The sequence below is a fragment of the Pleomorphomonas diazotrophica genome, assembly GCF_002844595.1.
GTDB lineage: Bacteria > Pseudomonadota > Alphaproteobacteria > Rhizobiales > Pleomorphomonadaceae > Pleomorphomonas > Pleomorphomonas diazotrophica.
Genome location: NZ_PJNW01000001.1, coordinates 14,044 through 36,461 on the forward strand (window position 1 = coordinate 14,044; position 22,418 = coordinate 36,461).

A 22,418-nucleotide genomic window follows, 5' to 3' on the forward strand; every position below is an offset into this window, starting at 1 on the left:
GTGTGGCGCCGGGCTTGGCCCGTCAAGGCGGTTGTCCCTGCGGGGGATGCGGCCCGCAGCGAACCGCTTCATATGAAAGGGTATCAACGTGAGCATCCAGAAGAACTGGCAAGAGCTCAAGAAGCCGAACAAGCTCGAGGTCATTCCGAGCCGCGATCCGAAGCGCTTTGCGACCGTCGTCGCCTCGCCGCTCGAGCGTGGCTTCGGCCTGACGCTCGGCAACGCGCTCCGTCGTGTCCTCTTGTCCTCGCTGCAGGGTGCGGCGGTGACGGCGGTTCAGATCGACGGCGTGTTGCACGAGTTCTCCTCGATCGCCGGCGTGCGTGAGGACGTCACCGACATCATCCTCAACATCAAGGAAATCGCCGTCCGCATGCAGGGCCAGGGCCCGAAGCGGATGGTCGTGCGCAAGCAGGGTCCGGGCGTCGTCACCGCCGGTGACATCCAGACCGTTGGCGACATCGAGATCCTGAACCCTGAGCTGGTCCTCTGCACCCTCGACGAGGGCGCCGAGATCCGCATGGAGTTCACGGTCGACACCGGCAAGGGCTATGTCCCGGCCGACCGCAACCGTCCCGAGGACGCTCCGATCGGTCTCATTCCGGTCGACAGCCTCTACTCGCCGGTGCGCAAGGTGTCCTACAAGGTCGAGAACACCCGCGAGGGCCAGGATCTCGACCTCGACAAGCTGACGCTGACCGTCGAGACCGACGGCTCGGTGAAGCCCGAGGATGCCGTCGCCTACGCCGCCCGCATTCTCCAGGACCAGCTGGCGATCTTCGTCAACTTCGAAGAGCCGCAGAAGGATACCAAGGTCGAGACCGTTCCGGAGCTCGCCTTCAATCCGGCGCTGCTCAAGAAGGTCGACGAGCTCGAGCTGTCGGTCCGTTCGGCCAACTGCCTGAAGAACGACAACATCGTCTACATCGGCGATCTGATCCAGAAGAGCGAGGCGGAAATGCTCCGCACGCCGAATTTCGGCCGCAAGTCGCTCAACGAGATCAAGGAAGTGCTGGCGCAGATGGGGTTGCATCTCGGTATGGAAGTCCCGAACTGGCCGCCCGAGAACATCGAAGACCTGGCCAAGCGCTACGAAGACCACAACTACTGAGCATCACGCTCGCCGGAGGGCGTGGCTCTCCGGCTCGTCCAAAACAACATGCCCGGCGTGAGCCGCGCGAAAGACAAATAGGAGTAGGCCATGCGTCACGGTAATGCGGGCCGTCGGTTCAACCGCACTCAGAGCCATCGCAAGGCGATGCTCGCCAACCTCGCCATCTCGCTCGTCGAGCATGAGCAGATCGTCACCACCCTGCCGAAGGCGAAGGACCTGCGTCCGATCGTCGAGAAGCTGGTGACCATCGCCAAGAAGGGCGACCTCGCCGCTCGTCGTCAGCTCGCTTCCGAGCTGCAGAACAACGAGATCGCCGCCAAGAAGCTGTTCGACGTGCTCGGCCCCCGCTACAAGGCCCGCGCCGGTGGCTACACCCGCGTGCTGAAGGCCGGCTTCCGCCATGGCGACTCGGCCGCGGTCGCGGTGATCGAGTTCGTTGATCGCGACGTCGCCGCCAAGGGTGCCGCCGACAAGGCCCGCCAGGCTGCCCAGCCGGCCGAGGCCGAGACGGCCGCCGCCTGATAGGCGATCTTCGCTAAAAGTTGCGCAAGGGGCGGCCCATCGGGTCGCCCCTTGTTGTTTGGGCGTCCTTCCGTTGCCATATTCGGCGGCGTACAAGACGGCATGTCGATGCTGCGCTTCCGGAGACACGCGATGCGACCCAACGGATTGTCCCGCCTCATCCTGGCCTTCGGCCTTGTCGCCGGCGCATCCCTCGGCGCCGCCGTGGCCGAGGAGCGGGCGGTGCCGGCGTCTCAGGCTCAGGTCAAGCTGTCCTTCGCGCCCGTCGCCAAGGTGGCCGGCCCGGCCGTGGTCAACGTCTACTCGAGCAAGACCATCAAGGTGGCTTCCTCGCCGCTGATGGACGACCCCTTCTTCCGCCAGTTCTTCGGCGGCGACATGCCCGGCATCGGCCGGCAGCGCGAGCGGCACCAGCAGTCGCTCGGCTCCGGCGTCATCGTCGACCCCTCCGGCCTCATCGTCACCAACAACCACGTCATAGAGGACGGCGACGAGGTGAAGGTGGCGCTGGCCGACCGGCGCGAGCTCGACTGCGACGTGGTGCTGAAGGACGAGCAGCTCGACCTCGCCGTGCTGAAGGTGCGCAATCCCAAGGAGGCGCTGCCGACCTTGCCGCTTGCCGATTCCGACCAGCTGCAGGTCGGCGACCTGGTTCTGGCCATCGGCAACCCCTTCGGCGTCGGCCAGACGGTGACGCAGGGAATCGTCTCGGCGCTCGCCCGCAGCCAGGTCGGCATCTCCGACTACCAGTTCTTCATCCAGACCGACGCCGCCATCAACCCGGGCAACTCCGGTGGCGCGCTGGTCGACATGGATGGCAAGCTCGTCGGCATCAACACGGCGATCTTCAGCCGGGGTGGTGGCTCCAACGGCATCGGCTTCGCCATCCCCTCCAACATGGTCAAGGTCTTCGTCGACTCGGCCCGGCGCGGCGGCTCGGCCGTCGAGCTGCCGTGGATCGGCGCCGAGCTGCAGCCGGTGACCAACGACATCGCCGAAAGCCTGGGCCTCGACCGGCCCTCAGGCGTGCTGATCACCTCCATTCTGAGGAAGAGCCCGGCCGAGGCGGCCGGCCTTGATGCCGGTGATCTCGTCGTCGCCGTCGATGGCATCGAGGTCAGCGATCCGCGCGTCTTCAACTACCGCCTCGCCACCAAGGGCGTCGGCAACGTCGCCAGGCTCACGGTCAACCGGGCCGGCAAGCTGATCGAGGTGCCTGTCAAGCTGACGGCGGCGCCCGAGACGACGCCCCGCGAGGCGCTGACCATCGACACGCGCTCGCCCTTCATGGGCGCGACCGTCGCCAACATGTCGCCGGCCGTCGCCGCCGAGATCGGGCTCACCTATCGGGGCCAGACCGGCGTGGTGATCACCGCCGTCGCACCCGGCTCGCCGGCCGATCGCATCGGCCTGCAGAAAGGTGACATCATCCTGTCGGTCAATGGCAACGACATTACCGCCACCAAGGTGCTGGCCGCTGCGGCCGGGGCCGATCCGCTGTTCTGGCGCGTCGCCATCGACCGCAACGGCCAGATCCTGCGCATGGCCTTCCGATGAGCGACCTGTTCGGCGTCAGCACCGCGGAGAACCGCGCCGGCCGGCCCCTGGCCGATCGCCTGCGCCCGGCCAGCCTCTCGGAGGTGGTCGGCCAGGACCATCTGGTCGGGCCCAGCGGCACCATTACGCGCATGCTGGCGTCGGGTTCGCTCGGCTCGCTGATCCTCTGGGGGCCGCCCGGCTCGGGCAAGACCACCGTCGCCCGTCTCCTGGCGCACGAGACCAACCTCGCCTTCGAGCAGGCCTCGGCCATCTTCACCGGCGTCGCCGACCTCAAGAAGCTGTTCGAGGCGGCGCGTCAGCGACGGGCGCTCGGCCGCGGCACGCTGTTGTTCATCGACGAGATCCACCGCTTCAACCGCGCCCAGCAGGACAGTTTCCTGCCGGTGATGGAAGACGGCACGGTGACACTGATCGGCGCCACCACCGAGAACCCGTCCTTCGAGCTCAACGCGGCGCTTCTGTCGCGCGCCCACGTGCTGGTATTCAAGCCGCATGACGAGGTGTCGATCGGCCAGTTGCTCGACCGCGCCGAGGAGGTGACCGGCAAGCCGCTGCCGCTCGACGAGGAGGCGAGGGCGGCGCTCGTCCGCATGGCCGACGGCGACGGCCGCGCCGCGCTGACGCTCGCCGAGGACGTCTGGCGCGCCGCCGGCGAAGGTGAGGTGTTCGACGCCAAGACGCTGCAGGAGATCGTTCAGCGGCGGGCCCCCGTCTACGACAAGGCGCAGGACGGCCACTACAATCTGATTTCGGCGCTGCACAAGTCGGTGCGCGGCTCCGACCCCGACGCGGCGCTCTATTACTTCTGCCGCATGATCGATGCCGGCGAGGACCCGCTCTACGTCATCCGTCGTGTGATCCGTATGGCAGCGGAAGACATCGGCCTCGCCGACCCCCAGGCGCTGTCCGTCTGCATCGCCGCCCAGGGCGCCTATGAGATGCTCGGCTCGCCGGAGGGCGAACTCGCCATCGCCGAGGCGGTCGTCTATGTGGCGACGGCGCCCAAATCCAACGCCGTCTATACCGCATTCAAGACGGCGATGGCGGCGGCCAAGGAGTTCGGCAGCCTGGTGCCTCCGCGCCATATCCTCAACGCCCCCACCAAGCTGATGAAGGGCGAAGGCTACGGGTCCGGCTACCGCTACGACCACGACGAGCCGGACGCCTTCTCCGGCCAGGATTACTTCCCTGAGAAGATGGGCCGCCGCGCCTTCTATCACCCGGTGGAGCGCGGTTTCGAGCGGGAGCTCAGGAAGCGCCTCGACTATTGGGCGCGCCTGCGCCGCGAGCGGCAGGGCGAGAGCTGAGGTTAACGTCTCTCGCCGTCTTGGGACGAGCATTTTCCGCCGGTGGCCTTGATTCCTCATCAGTTCGGAGCGACCCGGCCCGCTGAGACCCCAGGGAGGCCGCGGAAAGCCCGGAATTCACCCGTTAACCATCTGTCTTCAATAGTTTTTTAACCCGTTCCCTTAAGCTCGAAGTCGGAATTGTGGTGTAGCGTCATCCTTGACGGCAAACCACGGGAGCGGGGGATGATGAGCGACAGCGGAAAGACGACAGCGCCCGGCGCCGCACCGCTCGACGCGATCGCCCGTTTGCGGGCGGCCGTCTATGCCGACGGCGGCATCAACGCCGAGGAAGTTCGTCAGCTTTGCCGCCTCGCCGCCGAGGAAGGCTTCCCAACGGCGGCCGGCCGTCAGCTCTACATCGAGGCCCTCACCGACTATGTCGCCTTGCAGACGGCCCCGAGCGGCCACGTCAGCGAGGAGATGGCCCGCTGGCTGATCGGCGTTCTCTCGGCCGATGGCATCACCACCGACCTCGAGGTCGACCTCCTGGTCAACATCATGCGCCGCACCGATTCGGTGCCGGTCGAGCTGTCCGCCTTCGCGCTTGCAGAGGTGTCGCGCTCCGTGCTGAACGGCGCCGAGGACGGCGAGGGCGGCGTCATCTCAGCCGCCGACGTCGAGCGCATGCGGTCCATTCTCTACGCCTTCGGCAACGAGCGCTCCGTCGGCATCAGCCGCGAGGAGGCGGAGGTGCTGTTCGACCTCAACGATCGCAGCCGCGAGGCCGAGAACGATCCCTCCTGGTCCGACCTGTTCGTCAAGGCGATCGCCTCCTTCCTGATGGCCGCGCGGGGCTACACGCTGATGTCGCGCGAGGAGACGCTGAGCCGCGACGCCTGGCTCGACGCGCCGTCCGGCGGCGTCACCGCCCTGTTCGGCGACATGCTGTCGAACATGCTGTCCAACGGCCTGCGCGGCGTCTGGTCAGCCTGGAGCCAGCCAGACGACGCAAGCTCGAAGCCGATCGAGGCCGACGAGGCGCGCATCCGCGAGGCGGAAGCGGTCACATCCGAGGAAGTGAAATGGCTGGCCGACCGCATCGGCCGCGACGGTGTCATCCACGCCAACGAAAGGGCGCTCTTAAAGTTCCTGTCCGAGGAAAGCCCGGACATTCATCCTTCGCTGCGTACTCTGCTCGACACCGCTGCCTGACCCGGTGAAGAGCGCTTCCCCTACGCAGCGCCCTGCGCGCGGCGCCCGGAGATCCCCCCGGGCGCCGCGGATTTTTTTGGAACCAGCGCCCCTTTGGCCGAGCGCCAATCATCTGCGCCGGGGGCGCTTCAGGCTCGTCTGCACTCTTCCCAGCCAGCAAATTTTCGTCCGCCTGACGCCTTGACTTGCCCCGCCGAGGGCCATTATATCGCGCCACCGCATGACGGTTCGGGCGCGTCGCTCAACGGAAGACCACTTCGTTCACACGGGTGTACTCTTCCTTGAAAAACGTGTTCCTGCGCTGTAGTAGGTTGGTTCAAGGTCGCTTAGCTCAGCGGGAGAGCATCGCATTCACACTGCGGGGGTCGTAGGTTCAATCCCTACAGCGACCACCATCCAACAAAAGGCCCTGCTGGCGACAGCGGGGCCTTTTGTTTTTTCCAAGACCTCGGCGCGAGGCCGCGTCGCGCTGCCGACCGGCCATTTTCGCCCTTTGTCTTCTACCTGACAGACCCGATCACCTTTCGGCGCGATGATCGCGGCCGGGCCTCCAGCGTCCGACGGACGCGATTGCTCGGGGAGTGGGATCGTGGCGGATCAGGTGGCGGCGGTCGTTCGCGATTATTATGGGGCTCGGCTCACGGGGCAGGGCGATCTCAAGACCGGCGCCTGCTGCTCCTCCGAGCCGCTGACGCCGCGCCTGCGGTCGATCGTCGCGACGATCCACCCGGACGTGCTGAACCGCTTCTATGGCTGCGGTTCGCCCATGCCGGACGATGTCGACGGCCTGACCGTGCTGGACCTTGGCTGCGGCAGCGGGCGCGACGTGTTCATGCTGTCGGCGCTGGTCGGGGAAAACGGCCGGTCGATCGGCGTCGACATGACGCCGGAACAGCTCGCAATCGGCCGCGCCCATCAGGCGGAGCAGGCGCGCGTCTTCGGCCACCGGACGTCCAACGTCAGCTTCCTCGAAGGGCGGTTCGAGAATCTGTCGTCCCTCGGCATCGCCGACGCTTCGATCGACGTGGTGATCTCCAACTGCGCCCTCAACCTGTCCGAGGACAAGGCGAGGGTGTTCGCCGAGATCCGCAGGGTGCTGAAGCCCGGTGGCGAGCTTCTGTTCTCCGATGTTTTTGCCAGCCGCCGACTGCCGGCCGACGTGGCGTCCGACCCGCTCCTGGTGGCGGAATGCCTGGGCGGGGCGCTCTACGTCGAGGATTTCCGCCGGCTGATGGCGGCGACCGGCTGGGCGGACTATCGCTTGCTCGCCAAGCGGACGATCGCCATCGGTCATCCCTATGCTGAGCTCTTGGTCGGCCCGACCACCTTCTGGTCGATGACAGTGCGCGCCTTCAAGCTCGATGGCCTCGAGGACTGCTGCGAGGATTACGGTCAAGTCGCGACCTACCTAGGCACTATGCCCGACTCGCCCACCGCCTTCCTTCTCGACGATCATCATCGCTTCATTGCCGGCAAGCCGATGCTGGTTTGCGGCAACACGGCCGCCATGATCGGCGAAAGCCGCTTCCGGCGGCATTTCCGCGTCGATGGCGACCGCAGCGTCCATTTTGGGCGGTTCGACTGTTCCCCCTCGGAGAGCCGCGCCGCGATCGATGCGGCCCCGGCGTCGGCATGCTGCTGAGCCCGTTCCCGTTTTTTCTGTCTTCAAGTGAAAGGTAGCCGGAGATGATCCCGCAAAAGGTTACGGATGGCATCCACTCGTTTCGCGCCATCGATTGGGACCGCGAGCTGTTCGATGAGTTGGTGCCGCTGCCGGAGGGCACGACCTACAACGCTTATCTCATCAAAGGCAGCGAGAAGACGGCGCTGATCGACACCATCTACCCGCCGAAGACGGCCGAGTTCATCGCCGCCATCAAGAAGTCGGGCGTCGAACGGATCGACTATATCGTCGCCAACCACGCAGAGCAGGACCACTCCGGCTCCATCCCCGCCATCCTCGAGCTCTTCCCCGAGGCCAAGGTGGTGACCAACGCCAAGTGCAAGCGGTTCATCATGGATACGCTGCCGGTCGACCGTGACGCCTTCATCACCGTCGGCGACGGTCATACTCTGTCGCTCGGCAACAAGACGCTGCAGTTCCTGATGACGCCCTGGGTGCATTGGCCCGATACCATGTGCACCTATGTGCCGGAATCCCGCATCGCCTTCACCTGCGACTTCCTGGGCGCCCATCTCGCAACCACCGACCTCTACGCCGACGACGAGGCGCGGGTCGAAACGGCGGCCAAGCGCTATTATGCCGAGATCATGATGCCCTACCGGGCCTTCTCCAAGGAGGCGGTCGACAAGGTCGGCGCGCTGGCACTCGACTTCATCGCGCCCAGCCACGGTCCGGTCTATGCCCGCCCGCCCTTCATCCTCGACCTCTACCGGAGCTGGACCTCGGACGCGCCCAAGCCCTTCGTCGTCATCCCCTATGTGTCGATGTACGAGAGCACGGCGCAGATGGTCGCCTATCTCACCGACCGGCTCATCGAGCGGGGCATCGGCGTCAAGCCGATCAACGTGGTGGATCTCGACACAGGCGAGTTCGCCATGAGCCTCGTCGAGGCGTCGACCGTGGTGTTCGCTTCGCCGACCGTGCTGTCGGGGCCGCACCCCGGCGTCGCCTATGCGGCGCTGCTTGCCAACGTGCTGGGGCTCAAGGCCAAGTATGCGGCGGTGATCGGCTCCTTCGGCTGGGAGGGCAACCTGCCGGAGATCGTCCAGTCGATGCTGCCGAAGCTCGGCGCTACCTTCTTCGAGCCGGTGATGGTCAAGGGCCTGCCGCGCGAAGCCGCCTTCGCCGAGCTCGACCGGCTCGCCGACGACATCGCCGCCGCCCATGCCGCCGCGCCGGTGGCGGCCTGACCATGGAGAACGCGATGGAAGCGTCGGCGAGGGACGTGCATCTCATCTATTTCGCCTGGGTGCGCGAGCGCGTCGGCCTCTCCGACGAGCGGCTGAGCCTGCCCGCCAGCGTCCGCACGGCCGGCGAGATGATCGCCTGGCTGGCGGAGCGCGGCGACAACTACGCCTATGCGCTGGAATCGCCGTCGACCATTCGCGTCGCCGTCGATCAGTTGCATATCGAACAGGACGAGCCGCTCGGCGACGCGCGGGAGATCGCCCTGTTCCCGCCGATGACCGGCGGCTGACCTTGTCGCGCCGGTCATCGGGCCCGGCGCGCCTCCCCATGCGTGGTCATACGCATGGAGCGACCGGCTTCAGCCGGAATGCCAGGAAATGGCGGTTTTCCGCCAACCAGGCTCCTCTCATCCATCTCTATCGTCCAAATCCGTCGCATGGGCGACAGCGATTTCCACGTCGCGAGTCCTGCACCGGACAGATTTCGCCCTCGCGAAGGTCGAGTCTTGCCAGCATGGACAGGTCGCCGCTCGGCGCCGCCCCGGGGAGGAAGATCGGGACCGGCAAGAAGGCATGGAGACGGCCGACCGTCCGGGAGCGCTGCGTGCCGCAGGCCGCCGGAGGACGACATGGATATCTACAAGGAACTCATCCGCGAGCGGGATGCCGGCCGTCGGGCTGCGCTGGTGTCCATCGTCACGCAGTCGGGATCGACGCCCTCGGCGACGGCGGCCAAGATGCTGGTGCGCGCCGACGGAACCATCGCCGGCACGGTGGGTGGTGGTGCGGCTGAGGGCAGGGCGATCATGGTCGCCCGCGATGTGATCGCAACGGGCCAGTCGCAGATGCTGGCCATCGACCTGCACAAGAACCCGACGCTCGACCTCGGCATGATCTGCGGCGGCAACCTGCAGTTCTACATCGAGGCGATCATGCCCAACCGCACCGTCTACATCTTCGGCGGCGGGCACGTCGGCCTGATGACCGAGACGATCTGCCGGACGTTGGGCCTTGAGACGGTGGTCATCGACGACCGGGCCGAGTTCGCCAATGCCGCCCGCTTCCCGGCGGCCGCGAGCACCCACGCCGGCCCGCTTGCCGAGGCCACGGCCGAGCTGGCACCCAATGCCTCGTCGCTGGTGTTCATCGCCATGCGCGGCCACGCCCTTGATCAGGAGGCGCTCGCCTGGGCGCTTGGCACGCCGGCCGGCTACATCGGCATGATCGGTTCCAAGCGCAAGGTGCTCACCGTCTACCAGAATCTCATCGCGGCCGGTTTCGCTCCGGAAGCCTTCGCCCGCGTCCGCGCCCCGGTCGGTCTGGAGATCGGCGCCGAGGGGCCGGAGGAAATCGCGGTCTCCGTCACCGCCGAAATGATCGCTCACATCCGAGGTGCCGACAAGGCCTGCCCGCTGACGCGGACCATGGATTGGTGCGGGACTGCCCAGGAAGGAAAGCCTCTCTCCGCCGCCAGCTGATTGGGGATGCTGCGACGGATGGAATAACCCTAGGAGGAAGACATGAAACGCATTTCCGTGAATGTGAACGGCGTGGAGCGCTGGGTCGTTGCCGACCCCAAGCGTTCGCTCGCCGACGTGCTGCGCGAGCAGATGATGCTCACCGGCTGCAAGGTCTGCTGCGCTGACGGCCAGTGCGGCTCCTGCACCGTGCTGATCGATGGCAAGCCCATCCGCGCCTGCGTGACGCCGATGGAAAAGCTCGCCGCCGGCGCGAAGATCGTCACCATCGAGGGCATCGGCACGCCCGAGAACCTGCATCCGCTGCAGATCGCCTGGATGGCCCACGGCAGCGCCCAGTGCGGCGTCTGCTCGCCCGGTTTCATCATGTCGGCCAAAGCCTTGCTGGACAAGACCCTCACCCCGACCCGTGAGGAAGTCCGCGCCTGGTTCCACCGCAACCGCAACCTCTGCCGCTGCACCGGCTACAAGCCGCTGATCGATTCGGTGATGGACGCCGCCGCCATCATGCGGGGCGACAAGACCATTTACGACGTGATGCCCAAGGCCAAGGAAGACGGCTCCATCCTCGGCACCGAGTACATCCGTCCGTCGGCGGTCGCCAAGGTCACCGGCACCTGGGACTTCGGTGCCGACGTGGCGCTGAAGATGCCGGCCGGCACGCTGCGCCTCGCGCTGGTGCAGGCCGAGGTCAGCCACGCGCTCATCAAGAACATCGATACGGCGGAAGCCGAGAAGATGGTCGGCGTCGAGCGGATCATCACCTGGAAGGACGTGGGCGGCAAGAACGCCATCACCGGCCTCATCACCTTCCCGACCAACAAGGGCGACGGCTGGGATCGTCCGATCCTCTGCAAGGAGAAGATCTTCCAGTTTGGCGACGCCATCGCCATCGTCGCCGCCGACACCGAGGAACATGCTCGCGCGGCCGCCAAGAAGGTCAAGGTCGAGGTCGAAGTGCTGCCGGCCTACATGTCCGGTTTCGCGGCTCTCGCGCCCGACGCCATGGAAATCCACCCCGGCGTTCCCAACGCCTACTATGAGCAGGGCGTGGTCAAGGGCGCCGACACCAAGCCGCTGATGACCAGCGCCGCCGCCATGGTGGACATCACCACCTATTGCTCGCGCCAGCCGCATCTGCACCTGGAGCCGGACTGCGGCGAGGCCTTCGTCGATGACGACGGCGTGCTGACGATCCTGTCGAAGTCGATCGGCGTGCACCTGCACCACGCCATGATCTGCCCCGGCCTCGGCATTCCTCCCGAGAAGCTGCGGCTGATCCAGAACCCCACCGGTGGCACCTTCGGCTACAAGTTCTCGCCGACCATGGAAGCCTTGCTCGGCGTCGCCGCGCTGGTCACCAAGAAGCCGGTATCGCTGGTCTACGACCAGTATCAGAACATCACCTACACCGGTAAGCGCAGCCCGGCGAACATCAACATCCGCCTCGCCTGCGACAAGAACGGCAAGCTCACCGCCATGGAAACCGATTGGTGGCTGGATCACGGCCCCTATTCGGAGTTCGGCGATCTCGTGACCCTGCGTCAGGCCCAGTTCACCGGCGCCGGCTACCACCTCGAGAACATCCGTGGCAAGGGCCGTACGGTGGCGACCAACCATGCCTGGGGCTCGGCCTTCCGCGCCTATGGCTCGCCGCAGTCCTTCCTCGCTTCGGAAATCGCCATCGATATGCTGGCCGAGAAGATGGGCGAAGACCCCTTCGAGTTCCGCTACAAGAACCTCTACAACGAGACCTCGACGACGCCGACCGGCCAGAAGCCGGAGGTGCTGGTGCTGCCCAAGCTGTTCGACATGATCCGGCCGAAGTACCAGGAAGCCAAGAAGCGCTGCGCCGAGTTCAACAAGGCCCACAGCGACAAGAAGCGTGGAGTCGGCGTGTCGCTCGGCATCTATGGCTGCGGTCTCGATGGGCCCGACAGCTCGGAAGCCCGCGTCGAGATGACGCCGAGCGGCTTCATCGTCCACTCCGGTTGGGAAGACCACGGCCAGGGCGCCGACCTTTCCGCCCAGACGATGGCACATGAGGTGCTGCGCGCTGCCGGCGTCAAGCCGGAAGAGATCGGTCTCGTCATGGCCGACACCTTCGGTCCGAACTCCGGTCCGGCCGGCGGCAGCCGCTCCAATGTCTTCTCCGGCAACGCCATCCGCGTCGCAGCCGAGATGATGCTCAACGCCATGAAGAAACCGGGCGGCGGCTATCGCACCTACAAGGAGATGGTGGCCGAGAACATTCCGCTCTCCTATGACGGCAAGTGGGTGGCGGCGGCCTGCACCGACTGCTCGCCCGAAACCGCCCAGGGCAACCCGTTCCCGATCTACATGTACGAGGTGTTCCTGCCGGAAGTGGAGGTCGATCTCGAAACCGGCGAGACCAAGGTGGTCAAGTTCACCACGTCGGTCGATGTCGGCACCATCATCAACAAGGCGACGGTGGACGGCCAGATCTACGGTGGTCTCGCGCAGGGCATCGGTCTTGCCCTGACCGAGGACTTCGAGGACCTGGAGCTGCACACCAACCTCAAGGACTGCGGCATCCCCTATCCGAAGGACGTGCCCGACGACATCGAGATCCTCTATCTCGAAACGCCGCGCGACCTCGGACCGTTCGGAGCCGCCGGCGTTGGCGAAGCGCCGCTCACCGCGCCGCATCCGGCCATCCTCAACGCCATCAACAATGCCTGCGGCGTGCGCGTGTTCCGCGTTCCCGCCCTGCCGGAGGTGATCAGGATGGGGCTTGAGGCGAAGGCCGGAAAGTCCGCCACCAAGTCTGAACTCCAGCACAACTGAGTTCCGACAGTCGAGGAGCGTCCCGCCCGCTCCTCGAAAACGCGGGCGGCCCGTCCTCTCCCGGGCCGCCCGCACCTCATCGGTCAGCAATCACGCATCGAGACCATCATGGACGGCGATCAGGTCAAGGCCTGGGAAGCGCTCTGCATCGAGGAACAGCCGCCGGCCTGCAGCGCCGCCTGTCCCTTGCGCGTCGATGCGCGCGCCATGGCCGAGAAGATGGCCGCCGGAGATTTCACCGGCGCCATGGGCCTTTATGCCCGCGTCGTTCCCTTCCCCGCCATCATCGCCCACATCTGCGAGCATCCGTGTGAGAGCGCCTGCCGCCGGGCCGAGGCCGGCGGCGCCGTTCGTATCGGCGCTCTGGAGCGGGCGCTCGTCGAGGAGGCCTACCCGACCATACGCCGCACCGCCCAGCGGGCGCGCAGACCGAAGACCATTGCCATCGTCGGCGCCGGGCTGGCCGGCCTCACGGCGGCAGCCGATCTCGCCATGAAGGGGCACGCCGTCACCGTCCTCGAGGCGGAAGCCCGGCCACTCGAACGTCTCCGCCACGACATCGACCCAACCGTGCTGCCGCCTTCGGCGATCGAGGCTGATCTCGGCGCGCTCACGGCGCTCGGCGTCGACATCCGCTGCCGGCAACGGGTGACCGGCGGCGCCGGCCCGTCGTCGCTCGACGACCTGATCGCCGGCCACGATGCCGTCCTCCTGGCCATCGGTCCCGGCCCGGCCAGCCAGTTCGCAGGAACGCTGCGGCTTACGACCGCTGGTCGGCTCGACCTCGATCCGCAGACGCTGGCGAGCTCGCGACCGGCGGTGTTCGGCAGCAGCCGTCACGGCGGCGACGACGAACCCTATTCGGCCATTCTCTCCGTCCGCGACGGCCGGCGGGCCGCGGTTTCCATCGATCGCTTCCTTCAGGGCGCCTCGCTGACGGCGAGCCGCGTCGACGACAGCGCCACCGGCACCTGCCTTTATGTCGACACCGCGCGTCACGCCGCAGTGCCGCCCGTTCCGCCCTCCGACCCCATTGCCGGCTATTGCCATGCCGAGGCCATGGAGGAAGCGGCGCGCTGCTTCCCCTGCCACTGCCTCGAATGCGTCAGGGCCTGCGCCTATCTCGCCCACTACAAGACCTATCCCAAGCGAGCGGTGCGCGAGATCTACAACAACGACTCGATCGTCATGGGCAACCGCAAGTCCAACCGGATGATCGACAGTTGCGCCCTGTGCGGTCTGTGCGAGGCGCTCTGTCCCAACGACCTCGCCATGGGAGACGTCTGCCTCGACGCGCGCCAGAGCATGGTCGAGCGCGGCCACATGCCGGCGTCGCACCACGACTTCGCGCTACGCGACATGGCCTTCAGCCGCTCGGACGAGGTTGCCTTCGTCCGCCATCAGCCGGGACATGATCGAAGCGCCGTGCTGTTCTTCCCCGGCTGCCAGCTTCCGGCCTCGGCGCCGCGTCAGGTCGAGGCGATCTACCGCCATCTCTGCGATCGCATTCCCGGCGGGGTCGGCTTCCTGCTCGACTGCTGCGGTGCGCCCGCCCATTGGTCGGGGCGCAAGGCGCTGCACGGGGAGGTGCTCGATCATCTCAGCGCTGTCTGGGAAGGGCAGGGGCGGCCGCGCCTCGTGACGGCCTGCTCCACCTGCCTGAAGGAGATCGGTGAGTTCCTGCCGGACATACCGGTTTCCTCCCTCTGGACGGAGCTCGCCGCCATCGGCCTGCCGGAAGCCGCCGTGCCGAGACCTGTCGGACCGCTCGCCATCCACGATCCCTGCACCAGCCGACATGCCGTCGACGTTCAGGCGGCGGTGCGGTCGATCGCCGCATCACTGGGAGCCGAGGTGCGCGAGCTGACCGGCGCCGAAAAGACCACCTGCTGCGGCTATGGTGGCCTTGCCTCCTTTGCCAACCCCGAAGTCGGCAACGCCTTCGTCGACCGGCGGATCGAGGAAAGCGACGACGACTTCCTCGCCTATTGCGCCATGTGCCGCGACAATTTCGCCCGGCGCGGCAAACGCGCCCTTCATCTCATTGACCTTGTGTTTCCCTGTGACGACGATCCGGCGGCGCGTCCGGATCCCGGCTTTTCCGGACGCCGCGACAACCGGTTGCGGCTGAGCCGGCGCATGCGGTGCGACCTCTGGGGAGAAAGCATGAGCGATCCCGTTCCGCCCGTGGTCCTGGTGATTGCCGACGCCGTCCGCGCCGACATCGAGCGCAAGCTGCTGCTGGTTGACGACATCGCCGAGGTGATCGCCGAGGCAGAGCGAACCGGGCGCATGCTGAAGGATAGGACGACCGGCCATCTCACCGCCTCCGGCCGCATTGGCACGGTGACGACCTGGGTCGAGTACGAGCCGACCGAGGTCGGCTATGTCGTGCATCGCGCCTATGGCCACCGCATGCAGGTCGAGGTGAAGCCATGACAGCGACGTCCGGCGTTCCCGATCTCGTCTGCGCCCGCTGCGACAAGCCGCTGGAGATGCGGAAGGTCGAGGCGAGCTATCTCGGCCAGACCTTTCCGGTCGAACTGCCCTGCTGCCCGTCTTGCGGCTTCGTCTACATCTCAGAAGAGCTGGCTTACGGCCGAATGCTGAAAGTCGAGCAGGCGCTGGAGGACAAGTGATGGACAAGCTCGCCTCCGTCCACGGCCTGTTCGGTTGCGGTTGCGTCGAGGGTGCCCCGGGCGAATGGCTGCGGCCGGGAGACGGGGCGATCGTCAAGGTGCTGTTCGAGCGGTCCGGCCTGCGTCTCGGCGCCAAGGTGCTGGATGTCGGCTGCGGCGCCGGCGAGAGCCTCGCCTGGCTTGAACGGCGCGGTTTCTCCGGCATCGGCATCGACCGCGACGAGCGGACGCTGGCGCTCGCCGCCTCACGCGTCGCCTCGCCGCTGTTCCACGGCGACGGCGCTCACCTGCCGTTCACCGACACCTGCCTGGACGCCGTGCTGTCCGAGTGCAGCTTGTCGCAGATGCCGGACCGGCGCGCGGCGCTCGCCGAATGGCGGCGCGTGCTGAAGGCCGGCGGCCGGCTGTTGCTCGCCGACGTTGACTGGCCGGGTTCGGATGGACGCGACGGTCTTGCCGAGGACATCGCGTCGGCCGGCTTCCGCATCCTCCACGACGAGGATCGGTCGGACGTGCTTGCCCGCTTTGTCGCCCGCTTCATCTTCCATTATGGCTCGCTCGATCCACTGTGGGGCGATCATGACTGCGCGCCGCCGGCGGAAGGCCGGCCGGGCTATCGGCTGATCGTCGCCGAACCGACACCGCCGACAGGGAGTGAACGTCCATGAGCGAGGACGCCTTCCGCGTCGCCGAACTGCTGCTCGACGATTTCAAATGCAGCCACGTCCTGATGCGGCTCGCCCTCGATGCCCAGGGCCGCGACGACCCCGATCTCGTCCGCGCCATGTCCGGCCTCGCCCTCGGCATGGGCCAGGGCTTCAACTGCGGCGCGCTGTCGGCCGGTTGCTGCGTCATCGGCTACTATGCCGGGCGTGGCGGCGATGGCGAGCGCGAACATCCCGAACTGGGCGCCATGCTCGACGATTTCACCGGCTGGTTCAACGCCTCAGCGACAGGTCAGTATGGCGGGATCGATTGTTCCGATATCATGCAGTTCGACGAGGGGCTGAAGCGCCAGCGCTGTCCGGAGCTGATCGTCGCCACCTGGGAGAAGGTCAAGGAAGCGCTCGCCGCCCACGGCATCGACATCGCCGTCCCACCGGAGGAGGCCTCGTGAACGCTTCGGTCGAGCTCTCATCGACACGCATTGCGGTCGTGATCCTGGCGGCCGGCTGGTCGTCGCGGATGGGCGGCCTGAAACCGCTGCTGCCCTTCGGCGACCATACCGTCCTCGGACACGTGCTCTCGACGATAGCCGACGCGGCCGTCGGGCCGGCCTATGTCGTCGTCGGCAACGAGGCGGGGCGCGTGGCGCCGGTGGCCGAGGATCACGGTGCGGCGGTGGTCGAGAATGCCGCCTTCGCGGAGGGCATGATGTCCAGCGTCAAGGCCGGGATCTCCGTGCTGCCCGCCAGCGTGGACGCGGTGATGATCCTGCCGGCCGACGTGCCGCTCGTCAGGGCGGAAACGCTGCGCCGGCTTGCCCAAAGCGCCGGGTCGAGCGACGCAGCGGTGCTTCGTCCGACCTTTCGCGGGCGGCCCGGACATCCGCCGCTCATCAGCCGCTCGCTGTTTGCGGAAATCCTGGCCGCGCCGCCCGACGCGACACTGCGCGACGTTCTGGAGCGACATGAGCCGCGGGCTCTCCCCGTCATCGACAGCGGCATATTGCGCGACATGGACTATCCTGACGACTATCGCCGCCTTGCCGCGTCGCTGGCCGAGCGTCGCCACCCCGACGAGGCGGAATGCGAAGCGATGCTGGAGGCGGCCGGCACGCCGGAGCCGACGTGTCGTCACAGCCGCGCCGTCGCGCGCCTTGCGGTGGATCTCGCCGCCCGGCTGATCGCCAAGGGGCTCTCTCTCGACCTTGGAGCGGTCAGGGCCGGCGCGCTACTGCACGACATCGCCAAGGGCGAGCCCGACCACGCGGCGGTCGGTGCCCGGCGCGTCGCGGCCTACGGATTTGCAGAGGTCGCCGATATCGTCGCGGCCCACATGGAGATCGCCTACGCGCCGGGGCAACCGATCGACGCCCGCCACGTGGTGTTTCTTGCCGACAAGCTGATCAAGGAAGAGCGCCGCGTCGGCCTTGAGGAGCGTTTCGCGCCGGCGTTTACCGCCTTCGCCGACGACCCTGCCGCCCTGGCCAGCGTCCGGCGCCGCCACGCCGCCGTCGCCGCCGTGCTGGCGGCGGTGGAGGCCCTGACCGGTCCGCTCGGTGACCCCGCCTCGCCCTTGGGAAATGGGCGATGACCGCACCGGTTCGCTTGTCCTTCGGGCGCACCCGCAGCGTCTGCCCCGACTGTCTCAAGACCATTCCGGCCGAGCGCTTTGCCATCGGCGACACTGTCTATCTCGACAAGACCTGCCCGGAGCATGGCCGTGTCGTGACGCCGGTCTGGCGGGGGCTCCTGAGCTACGAGATTTGGGCGAGGAGCCGCAGTGCCACCTCGGCGCCGGTGAGCGTGGCGACCGATATCGCCGAGGGGTGCCCGAGGGATTGCGGTCTTTGCGTCGATCACCGGCAGCAAGGCTGCTGCGTGCTGATCGAGGTGACATCGCGCTGCGATCTGGTCTGCCCGGTCTGTTTTGCCTCGGCCGGACGTCACGGTGCCGACATGCCGATCGATGACATCGCCGTTGCCCTCGAAGAGCTGCGGGCGAGCAGCGGTCAGGTGCACATCCAGTTGTCGGGCGGCGAGCCGACGGTGCGCGACGATCTGCCTGAGATCGTCGCCCTGGTGCGGGCCAAGGGCTTCGACTTCATTCAGCTCAATACCAACGGCATCAGGATCGGGTGCGAGCCCGATTATCTCGCCGCGCTGGCCAATGCCGGCCTCGACTGTGTCTTCCTGCAGTTCGACGGCGTCAGCGATGCCGTCTATCGGCAGTTGCGCGGCCGCGACCTGCTCGCGGCAAAGCGGCTCGCCATCGAAAGCGCGCGCGCCTCCGGGGTCGGCGTGGTTCTGGTGCCGACGCTGGTGCCCGGCGTCAACGCCGGCGAGATCGGTGCCATCGTCGATTTCGCCAAGAGGGAGATGCCGACCGTGCGGGCCGTGCACTTCCAGCCGATCTCCTATTTCGGGCGCAATCCCGGTGCGCCGCGCGACGAGGATCGCGTGACTCTACCGGAGGTGATGGAGGCGCTGATAAGGCATGCCGGCGGATCCATCCGACTGGAGGATTTCCGCCCCGGTTCGGCCGAAAACCCGTTCTGCTCCTTCAGCGGCCGCTTCGCCGTCGACCCGGCGGGTCAGCTTCGCTCCGATCCGGAGATGGCGCCCGGCTGCTGCGGCCCCGCCGCCGAAGCGGCAACGGCGGCGGCCTGCTGCGGCCCGGCGCCGAGGCGGTCGCCGGAGGTTGTGCGCGCCCAACGCTATGTGGCCGGCCAGTGGACGGGCGCCACGGTGGAAGCCTCTTCGGCACCCGGCCTCGAGGCCTTCGACGCCTTTCTCCAACAAAGGAGCCGTCATCTGTCGCTGTCCGGCATGGCCTTCCAGGACGCCTGGACGCTCGACCTCGATCGCCTGCGCCAATGCCACATCCATGTGGCGAAGCCCGATGGCAGCGTCATACCCTTCTGCGCCTACAACCTGACCGACCTCAGGGGACGGTCGCTCTATCGCGAGCCCAAGGTATGAGCGGGACGCTGGACGCCTGGGTGGGACGGACGATCGGCGTCGGACGGCTGCCGAGCCGCGACGATCTCGATGCCTATCAACTCCGGTGCCTCAACGAGACGCTCGCCCACGCGCGGGCCGCAAGCCTCTTCTATCGGTCGCAAGCCGGCTGGCCGGGGCGGGACCATCTCGCCGATATCAAAGACCTCGTCCGATTTCCGTTGACGACGCCCGCCAATCTGTCGCGCGGCGATCCGTCGCTCATCGCCCTGCCGCTTCGCGACGCGGCGCGCCTGGTGACCATTCCGACATCCGGCACGTCAGGGCCCCAGAAGCGCCTGTTCTTCACCGAAGCGGACATCGAGGCGACCATTGCCTACTTCGAGCACGGCATGGCAACCATCACCCGCCCCGGCGGCCACGTGGCCATCGCCTTTCCCGCCGAGCGGCCGGACAGCGTCGGCGATCTCCTGATGCGGGGGCTCACACGCCTCGGCGCCGTCCCCATGACGCTGCCGGTCAGCGGTTCGGTGGATGCGCTTGTCGGCGCCTTGCGGGACATGCAACCGGCGGCGATCGCCGGCATGCCGGTGACGCTGGGGGCAGCCGCCCGGCGCATGGCGACCGACGGCGGCCCTCCGCTTGCGATCGAGACGGCACTGGTCAGCGCCGACAGCGTGTCGCCGAGCTTCAAGGCGGCGCTGGCCGCCATCTGGGGAACGGAGGTTTTCGAGCACTGGGGCATGACAGAAACCGGATATGGCGGTGCGCTCGCCTGCCATGCCCATGACGGCCTGCACATCCGCGAAACCGATCTTTACGTCGAGATCGTCGACGCCGACACCGGCGGTCTGCTGCCGGCCGGGGACGAGGGAGAAATCGTCATTACCACCCTGCGACGACGGGGGCTGCCCCTCATCCGCTACCGCACCGGGGACCGGGGCAGCATCGCCGAGAGCCCATGCCGATGCGGGTCCCTGCTCCGCCGGTTGCGCCTCGGCGGGCGGATCGGAGAGCCGATTGTGTTGGGCCGGGAAAGACATCTGCCGCGCGAGATCCTCGATGATGCCATCTTCGCGGTGGACGGCGTCATCGACTTCTCGGTCGCACTGCGATCCGCGGGGCATCCCCGCCTCGCCATCGGTTTGGTAGCGGATCACCCTGAGGTGGCGGACAATGTACGGGCGGCCCTTCTGCACCATCCTTTACTTGGTCCGGTGCTGCAATCACCCGAAGTTGACATCGCTGTCGAAATAACATCCGATTCAAAACTCACCCTCTGCCGAAAGCGCAAGGTGTTGGAGGCTCAAGGGGAGGGGTAAATGGTTGAAGATGAAAGACAAACCTGACGGTTATACCGGAACGGGCGACATAGACTGAAGGATCATAACGATTTAGCTCAGCCGAGCTTATGATCGAACTCATGAAAGGAAAGCCCGCTTTTGCCTGACGTTCGGCCTAAGGCCGCGTGGCTCATCCGAAGTAAACCCGTCGCGGACGCGCAACGAACGTCTTCGGACCTCAGCAATGGACGCACCCGGGAGGTGCTGGAATGGTCCTGCCCCAGCGGCTCGATACCGAAACATGCGCAATTCCCTCCGGCGGACCGGCCGCCTGCGGAACGTGCAGGAGCACCTCGGGACGACATGAGCGCAACGCGCGCCCCGGCCCGATTCCGGACCAGGGCAAGCTCCTGGCCGTCCGCTCGAAGTTCATGTCCGACGGCATTGTCCCCGAGGGCATTCCGCTGCCGATCCTTCGTTCGTGGGAGCGCAGCAGCCTGCACGGCCTTTCCAACGGAACGCCGCGCCGCAGCGAAACCCGCCTCACTGAAACCGCGCTGAAGGAACTGAGGGAGCGGAACGAGGAACTGCTGATATCCGCTTGGGGCGAGATCGTCTCGCTCTGCCGGGAAACGCAGCCGCTCGGCGGTGTGGTGGTGCTGACCGACCCCAACGGAGTGGTGCTGGTCCGCCTTGGCGACAGTAGTTTCAGCGACGAAGCGGAGCGGCTTGGCCTGTGCCCAGGCGGCGACTGGTCGGAACAAGCCAAGGGCACCAATGCCATCGGGACGGCCCTGTCCGAGCGCTTTGCCCTCTCGGTCATAGGTGCCGAGCATTTCTGCAACGGCAACACCGACATCAGTTGCTCGGCGGTGCCGATCATCGACCCTTGCGGTGCCCTGGCCGGCATCATCGATCTGTCGACATCGGTCACGGTGGCGCATGACTATTCGCTGCCGCTGTTGAAGCGGGCGGCCAACGAAATCGAGCGGCGCCTGTTCGAGCGGCGCTATGGCCGCTTCGAGCAGATGCACCTGCACTCGAACCCGCGCCTTCTCGGCGGCCCCAACGAGGGACTGCTTGCCTTCGACAGCGACCGCCTGATCGGCGCCAACCGCACGGCCGTCGAGCTGATCGGCCTGAGCTGGTCGGCGATCGGCGTCATGCATTTCCGCCAACTGTTCTCGGTTCAGCACGCCAGCGTCACGCGGCAGGCCTCCGCCGACGAATGCGTAGTGCAATCCGCGCAGGGGTCGACCTTCTTCGCCCGCATGCAGATGCCGACGAAATCGCACGGCGTCGCCGACGCGGCGAAGACCATCGACCGCGAGCCGGCGCGGCCGGCGCTTGCCGAGCCGGCCACCGGCAGAGACGCGCTGCCGCATGTGGTGCTCGAGGCACTGCAGGGCGAGGGCGGCCCCAAGCTGCGCAAGATGAAGGTCGGCCAACTGGTCTATGGCGCCAACCTGATGGATGAGACCGGGGAGGCCATCCTGGTGGTCGCCTCGGGCCGCTATCGCTGCTTTGCCTCGCATGAGGGCAAGGAGCTGACGCTCTTCACGCTGGGGCCTGGCGATGCCGTGCCGCTCCAGCCGGAGATGGTGGTCGAGGTGCGCAAGGAGGGCGAGGCGGCGGTGATCGCTCGCGCGGCCTTCCGGCGGCTGACCCGCGATCATCCCGAGTTCGGCATGTGCATTCTGCCGGCCGTCGAGAAGATGCTGAACCGGTCGCTGACCATGGTCGGCGAGATGGCCTTCCGCAGCGTGCGCTATCGGCTGATCCGTTACCTCTGCGAAATGGCCGAGCATGACGGTCGCCAGACGCCGAATGGGGTGGTGATTGAGTCCGCGCCGCATGGCGACGACCTCGCCATGGCCATCGGCGCGGCGCGCCAGTCGGTGTCGACGGTGCTGGCCGAGCTCATCCGGGCGGGCGACGTTCAGCGGCCGGCGCCGCGGACCTTCGTCATTCCCAATATCGAAAGCCTCAAGGAGGAGCTGCGGATCTTGCGTTGAGGGG

The 22,418-nt window shown here is 66.8% G+C and carries 18 protein-coding genes and 1 tRNA gene; all 19 read left to right on the forward strand.

Annotated features, from left to right (window positions below; translation table 11 throughout):
• Positions 1 to 88 precede the first annotated feature (88 nt).
• The 19 genes from CXZ10_RS00135 to CXZ10_RS00225 all read left to right on the forward strand — a co-directional run bounded on the left by CXZ10_RS00135 (position 89) and on the right by CXZ10_RS00225 (position 22,414).
• Entirely contained in the window at positions 89 to 1,111 is a 1,023-nt protein-coding gene (locus CXZ10_RS00135; protein WP_026782400.1) for a DNA-directed RNA polymerase subunit alpha, read from the forward strand.
• Between the two features lie 90 nt (positions 1,112 to 1,201).
• Complete coding sequence (gene rplQ / locus CXZ10_RS00140; RefSeq protein WP_101286930.1) at positions 1,202 to 1,636, forward strand: 50S ribosomal protein L17; 435 nt, start codon at positions 1,202 to 1,204, stop codon at positions 1,634 to 1,636.
• A 132-nt stretch (positions 1,637 to 1,768) separates the two neighbouring features.
• Entirely contained in the window at positions 1,769 to 3,193 is a 1,425-nt protein-coding gene (locus tag CXZ10_RS00145) for a DegQ family serine endoprotease (protein ID WP_101286931.1), read from the forward strand.
• A complete protein-coding gene (locus CXZ10_RS00150) occupies positions 3,190 to 4,503 on the forward strand; it encodes a replication-associated recombination protein A (RefSeq protein ID WP_101286932.1) in 1,314 nt (437 codons plus the stop codon). The genes CXZ10_RS00145 and CXZ10_RS00150 overlap by 4 nt, the downstream gene beginning before the upstream one ends.
• Positions 4,504 to 4,728: 225 nt before the next feature.
• Complete coding sequence (locus tag CXZ10_RS00155; RefSeq protein ID WP_101286933.1) at positions 4,729 to 5,697, forward strand: hypothetical protein; 969 nt, start codon at positions 4,729 to 4,731, stop codon at positions 5,695 to 5,697.
• 320 nt (positions 5,698 to 6,017) lie between these two features.
• A tRNA-Val gene (locus tag CXZ10_RS00160) sits at positions 6,018 to 6,092 on the forward strand.
• A gap of 194 nt (positions 6,093 to 6,286) precedes the next feature.
• Positions 6,287 to 7,339, forward strand: a complete 1,053-nt coding sequence (locus CXZ10_RS00165; RefSeq protein ID WP_244617208.1) for a methyltransferase domain-containing protein — start codon at positions 6,287 to 6,289, stop codon at positions 7,337 to 7,339.
• Positions 7,340 to 7,383: 44 nt separating this feature from the next.
• Complete coding sequence (locus CXZ10_RS00170) at positions 7,384 to 8,571, forward strand: FprA family A-type flavoprotein (RefSeq protein WP_101286935.1); 1,188 nt, start codon at positions 7,384 to 7,386, stop codon at positions 8,569 to 8,571.
• A gap of 14 nt (positions 8,572 to 8,585) precedes the next feature.
• A complete protein-coding gene (gene moaD, locus CXZ10_RS00175; protein WP_101286936.1) occupies positions 8,586 to 8,858 on the forward strand; it encodes a molybdopterin converting factor subunit 1 in 273 nt (90 codons plus the stop codon).
• Between the two features lie 339 nt (positions 8,859 to 9,197).
• Positions 9,198 to 10,046: an XdhC family protein gene (locus tag CXZ10_RS00180; RefSeq protein WP_180335809.1), complete on the forward strand. Its 849-nt coding sequence runs from the start codon at positions 9,198 to 9,200 to the stop codon at positions 10,044 to 10,046.
• A 42-nt stretch (positions 10,047 to 10,088) separates the two neighbouring features.
• On the forward strand, positions 10,089 to 12,854 hold the full coding sequence (locus tag CXZ10_RS00185) for a molybdopterin-dependent aldehyde oxidoreductase (RefSeq protein WP_101286938.1): 2,766 nt from the start codon (positions 10,089 to 10,091) through the stop codon (positions 12,852 to 12,854).
• 108 nt (positions 12,855 to 12,962) lie between these two features.
• Positions 12,963 to 15,293 carry a pyridine nucleotide-disulfide oxidoreductase/dicluster-binding protein gene (locus tag CXZ10_RS00190; RefSeq protein ID WP_101286939.1) on the forward strand — a complete coding sequence of 777 codons (2,331 nt, stop codon included), beginning with the start codon at positions 12,963 to 12,965 and terminating at the stop codon, positions 15,291 to 15,293.
• Complete coding sequence (locus tag CXZ10_RS00195) at positions 15,290 to 15,493, forward strand: DVU_1557 family redox protein (protein WP_101286940.1); 204 nt, start codon at positions 15,290 to 15,292, stop codon at positions 15,491 to 15,493. The genes CXZ10_RS00190 and CXZ10_RS00195 overlap by 4 nt, the downstream gene beginning before the upstream one ends.
• Entirely contained in the window at positions 15,493 to 16,161 is a 669-nt protein-coding gene (gene trsM / locus CXZ10_RS00200; RefSeq protein WP_101286941.1) for a DVU_1556 family methyltransferase, read from the forward strand. The genes CXZ10_RS00195 and trsM overlap by 1 nt, the downstream gene beginning before the upstream one ends.
• Positions 16,158 to 16,610 carry a DVU_1555 family C-GCAxxG-C-C protein gene (locus CXZ10_RS00205; protein ID WP_101286942.1) on the forward strand — a complete coding sequence of 151 codons (453 nt, stop codon included), beginning with the start codon at positions 16,158 to 16,160 and terminating at the stop codon, positions 16,608 to 16,610. The genes trsM and CXZ10_RS00205 overlap by 4 nt, the downstream gene beginning before the upstream one ends.
• Positions 16,607 to 17,749 (forward strand): DVU_1551 family NTP transferase, encoded by a 1,143-nt coding sequence (locus tag CXZ10_RS00210; protein ID WP_101286943.1) that lies wholly within the window; start codon positions 16,607 to 16,609, stop codon positions 17,747 to 17,749. The genes CXZ10_RS00205 and CXZ10_RS00210 overlap by 4 nt, the downstream gene beginning before the upstream one ends.
• Positions 17,746 to 19,137: a radical SAM (seleno)protein TrsS gene (trsS, locus tag CXZ10_RS00215; protein WP_101286944.1), complete on the forward strand. Its 1,392-nt coding sequence runs from the start codon at positions 17,746 to 17,748 to the stop codon at positions 19,135 to 19,137. The genes CXZ10_RS00210 and trsS overlap by 4 nt, the downstream gene beginning before the upstream one ends.
• A complete protein-coding gene (locus CXZ10_RS00220; protein WP_101286945.1) occupies positions 19,134 to 20,438 on the forward strand; it encodes a DVU_1553 family AMP-dependent CoA ligase in 1,305 nt (434 codons plus the stop codon). Before trsS ends, CXZ10_RS00220 begins: the two co-directional genes overlap by 4 nt.
• 392 nt (positions 20,439 to 20,830) lie before the next feature.
• Positions 20,831 to 22,414 carry a helix-turn-helix domain-containing protein gene (locus CXZ10_RS00225; RefSeq protein WP_180335810.1) on the forward strand — a complete coding sequence of 528 codons (1,584 nt, stop codon included), beginning with the start codon at positions 20,831 to 20,833 and terminating at the stop codon, positions 22,412 to 22,414.
• Positions 22,415 to 22,418: the final 4 nt, after the last annotated feature.

What these genes read in the sequence shown, in the direction of transcription:
- rplQ (WP_101286930.1), top strand. Translation starts at nt 1,202, where the DNA reads ATGCGTCACGGTAATGCGGGCCGTCGGTTCAACCGCACTCAGAGCCAT.
- CXZ10_RS00145 (WP_101286931.1), top strand. Translation starts at nt 1,769, where the DNA reads ATGCGACCCAACGGATTGTCCCGCCTCATCCTGGCCTTCGGCCTTGTC.
- CXZ10_RS00150 (WP_101286932.1), top strand. Translation starts at nt 3,190, where the DNA reads ATGAGCGACCTGTTCGGCGTCAGCACCGCGGAGAACCGCGCCGGCCGG.
- CXZ10_RS00155 (WP_101286933.1), top strand. Translation starts at nt 4,729, where the DNA reads ATGATGAGCGACAGCGGAAAGACGACAGCGCCCGGCGCCGCACCGCTC.
- CXZ10_RS00170 (WP_101286935.1), top strand. Translation starts at nt 7,384, where the DNA reads ATGATCCCGCAAAAGGTTACGGATGGCATCCACTCGTTTCGCGCCATC.
- moaD (WP_101286936.1), top strand. Translation starts at nt 8,586, where the DNA reads ATGGAAGCGTCGGCGAGGGACGTGCATCTCATCTATTTCGCCTGGGTG.
- CXZ10_RS00180 (WP_180335809.1), top strand. Translation starts at nt 9,198, where the DNA reads ATGGATATCTACAAGGAACTCATCCGCGAGCGGGATGCCGGCCGTCGG.
- CXZ10_RS00185 (WP_101286938.1), top strand. Translation starts at nt 10,089, where the DNA reads ATGAAACGCATTTCCGTGAATGTGAACGGCGTGGAGCGCTGGGTCGTT.
- CXZ10_RS00190 (WP_101286939.1), top strand. Translation starts at nt 12,963, where the DNA reads ATGGACGGCGATCAGGTCAAGGCCTGGGAAGCGCTCTGCATCGAGGAA.
- CXZ10_RS00195 (WP_101286940.1), top strand. Translation starts at nt 15,290, where the DNA reads ATGACAGCGACGTCCGGCGTTCCCGATCTCGTCTGCGCCCGCTGCGAC.
- trsM (WP_101286941.1), top strand. Translation starts at nt 15,493, where the DNA reads ATGGACAAGCTCGCCTCCGTCCACGGCCTGTTCGGTTGCGGTTGCGTC.
- CXZ10_RS00205 (WP_101286942.1), top strand. Translation starts at nt 16,158, where the DNA reads ATGAGCGAGGACGCCTTCCGCGTCGCCGAACTGCTGCTCGACGATTTC.
- trsS (WP_101286944.1), top strand. Translation starts at nt 17,746, where the DNA reads ATGACCGCACCGGTTCGCTTGTCCTTCGGGCGCACCCGCAGCGTCTGC.
- CXZ10_RS00220 (WP_101286945.1), top strand. Translation starts at nt 19,134, where the DNA reads ATGAGCGGGACGCTGGACGCCTGGGTGGGACGGACGATCGGCGTCGGA.
- CXZ10_RS00225 (WP_180335810.1), top strand. Translation starts at nt 20,831, where the DNA reads ATGTCCGACGGCATTGTCCCCGAGGGCATTCCGCTGCCGATCCTTCGT.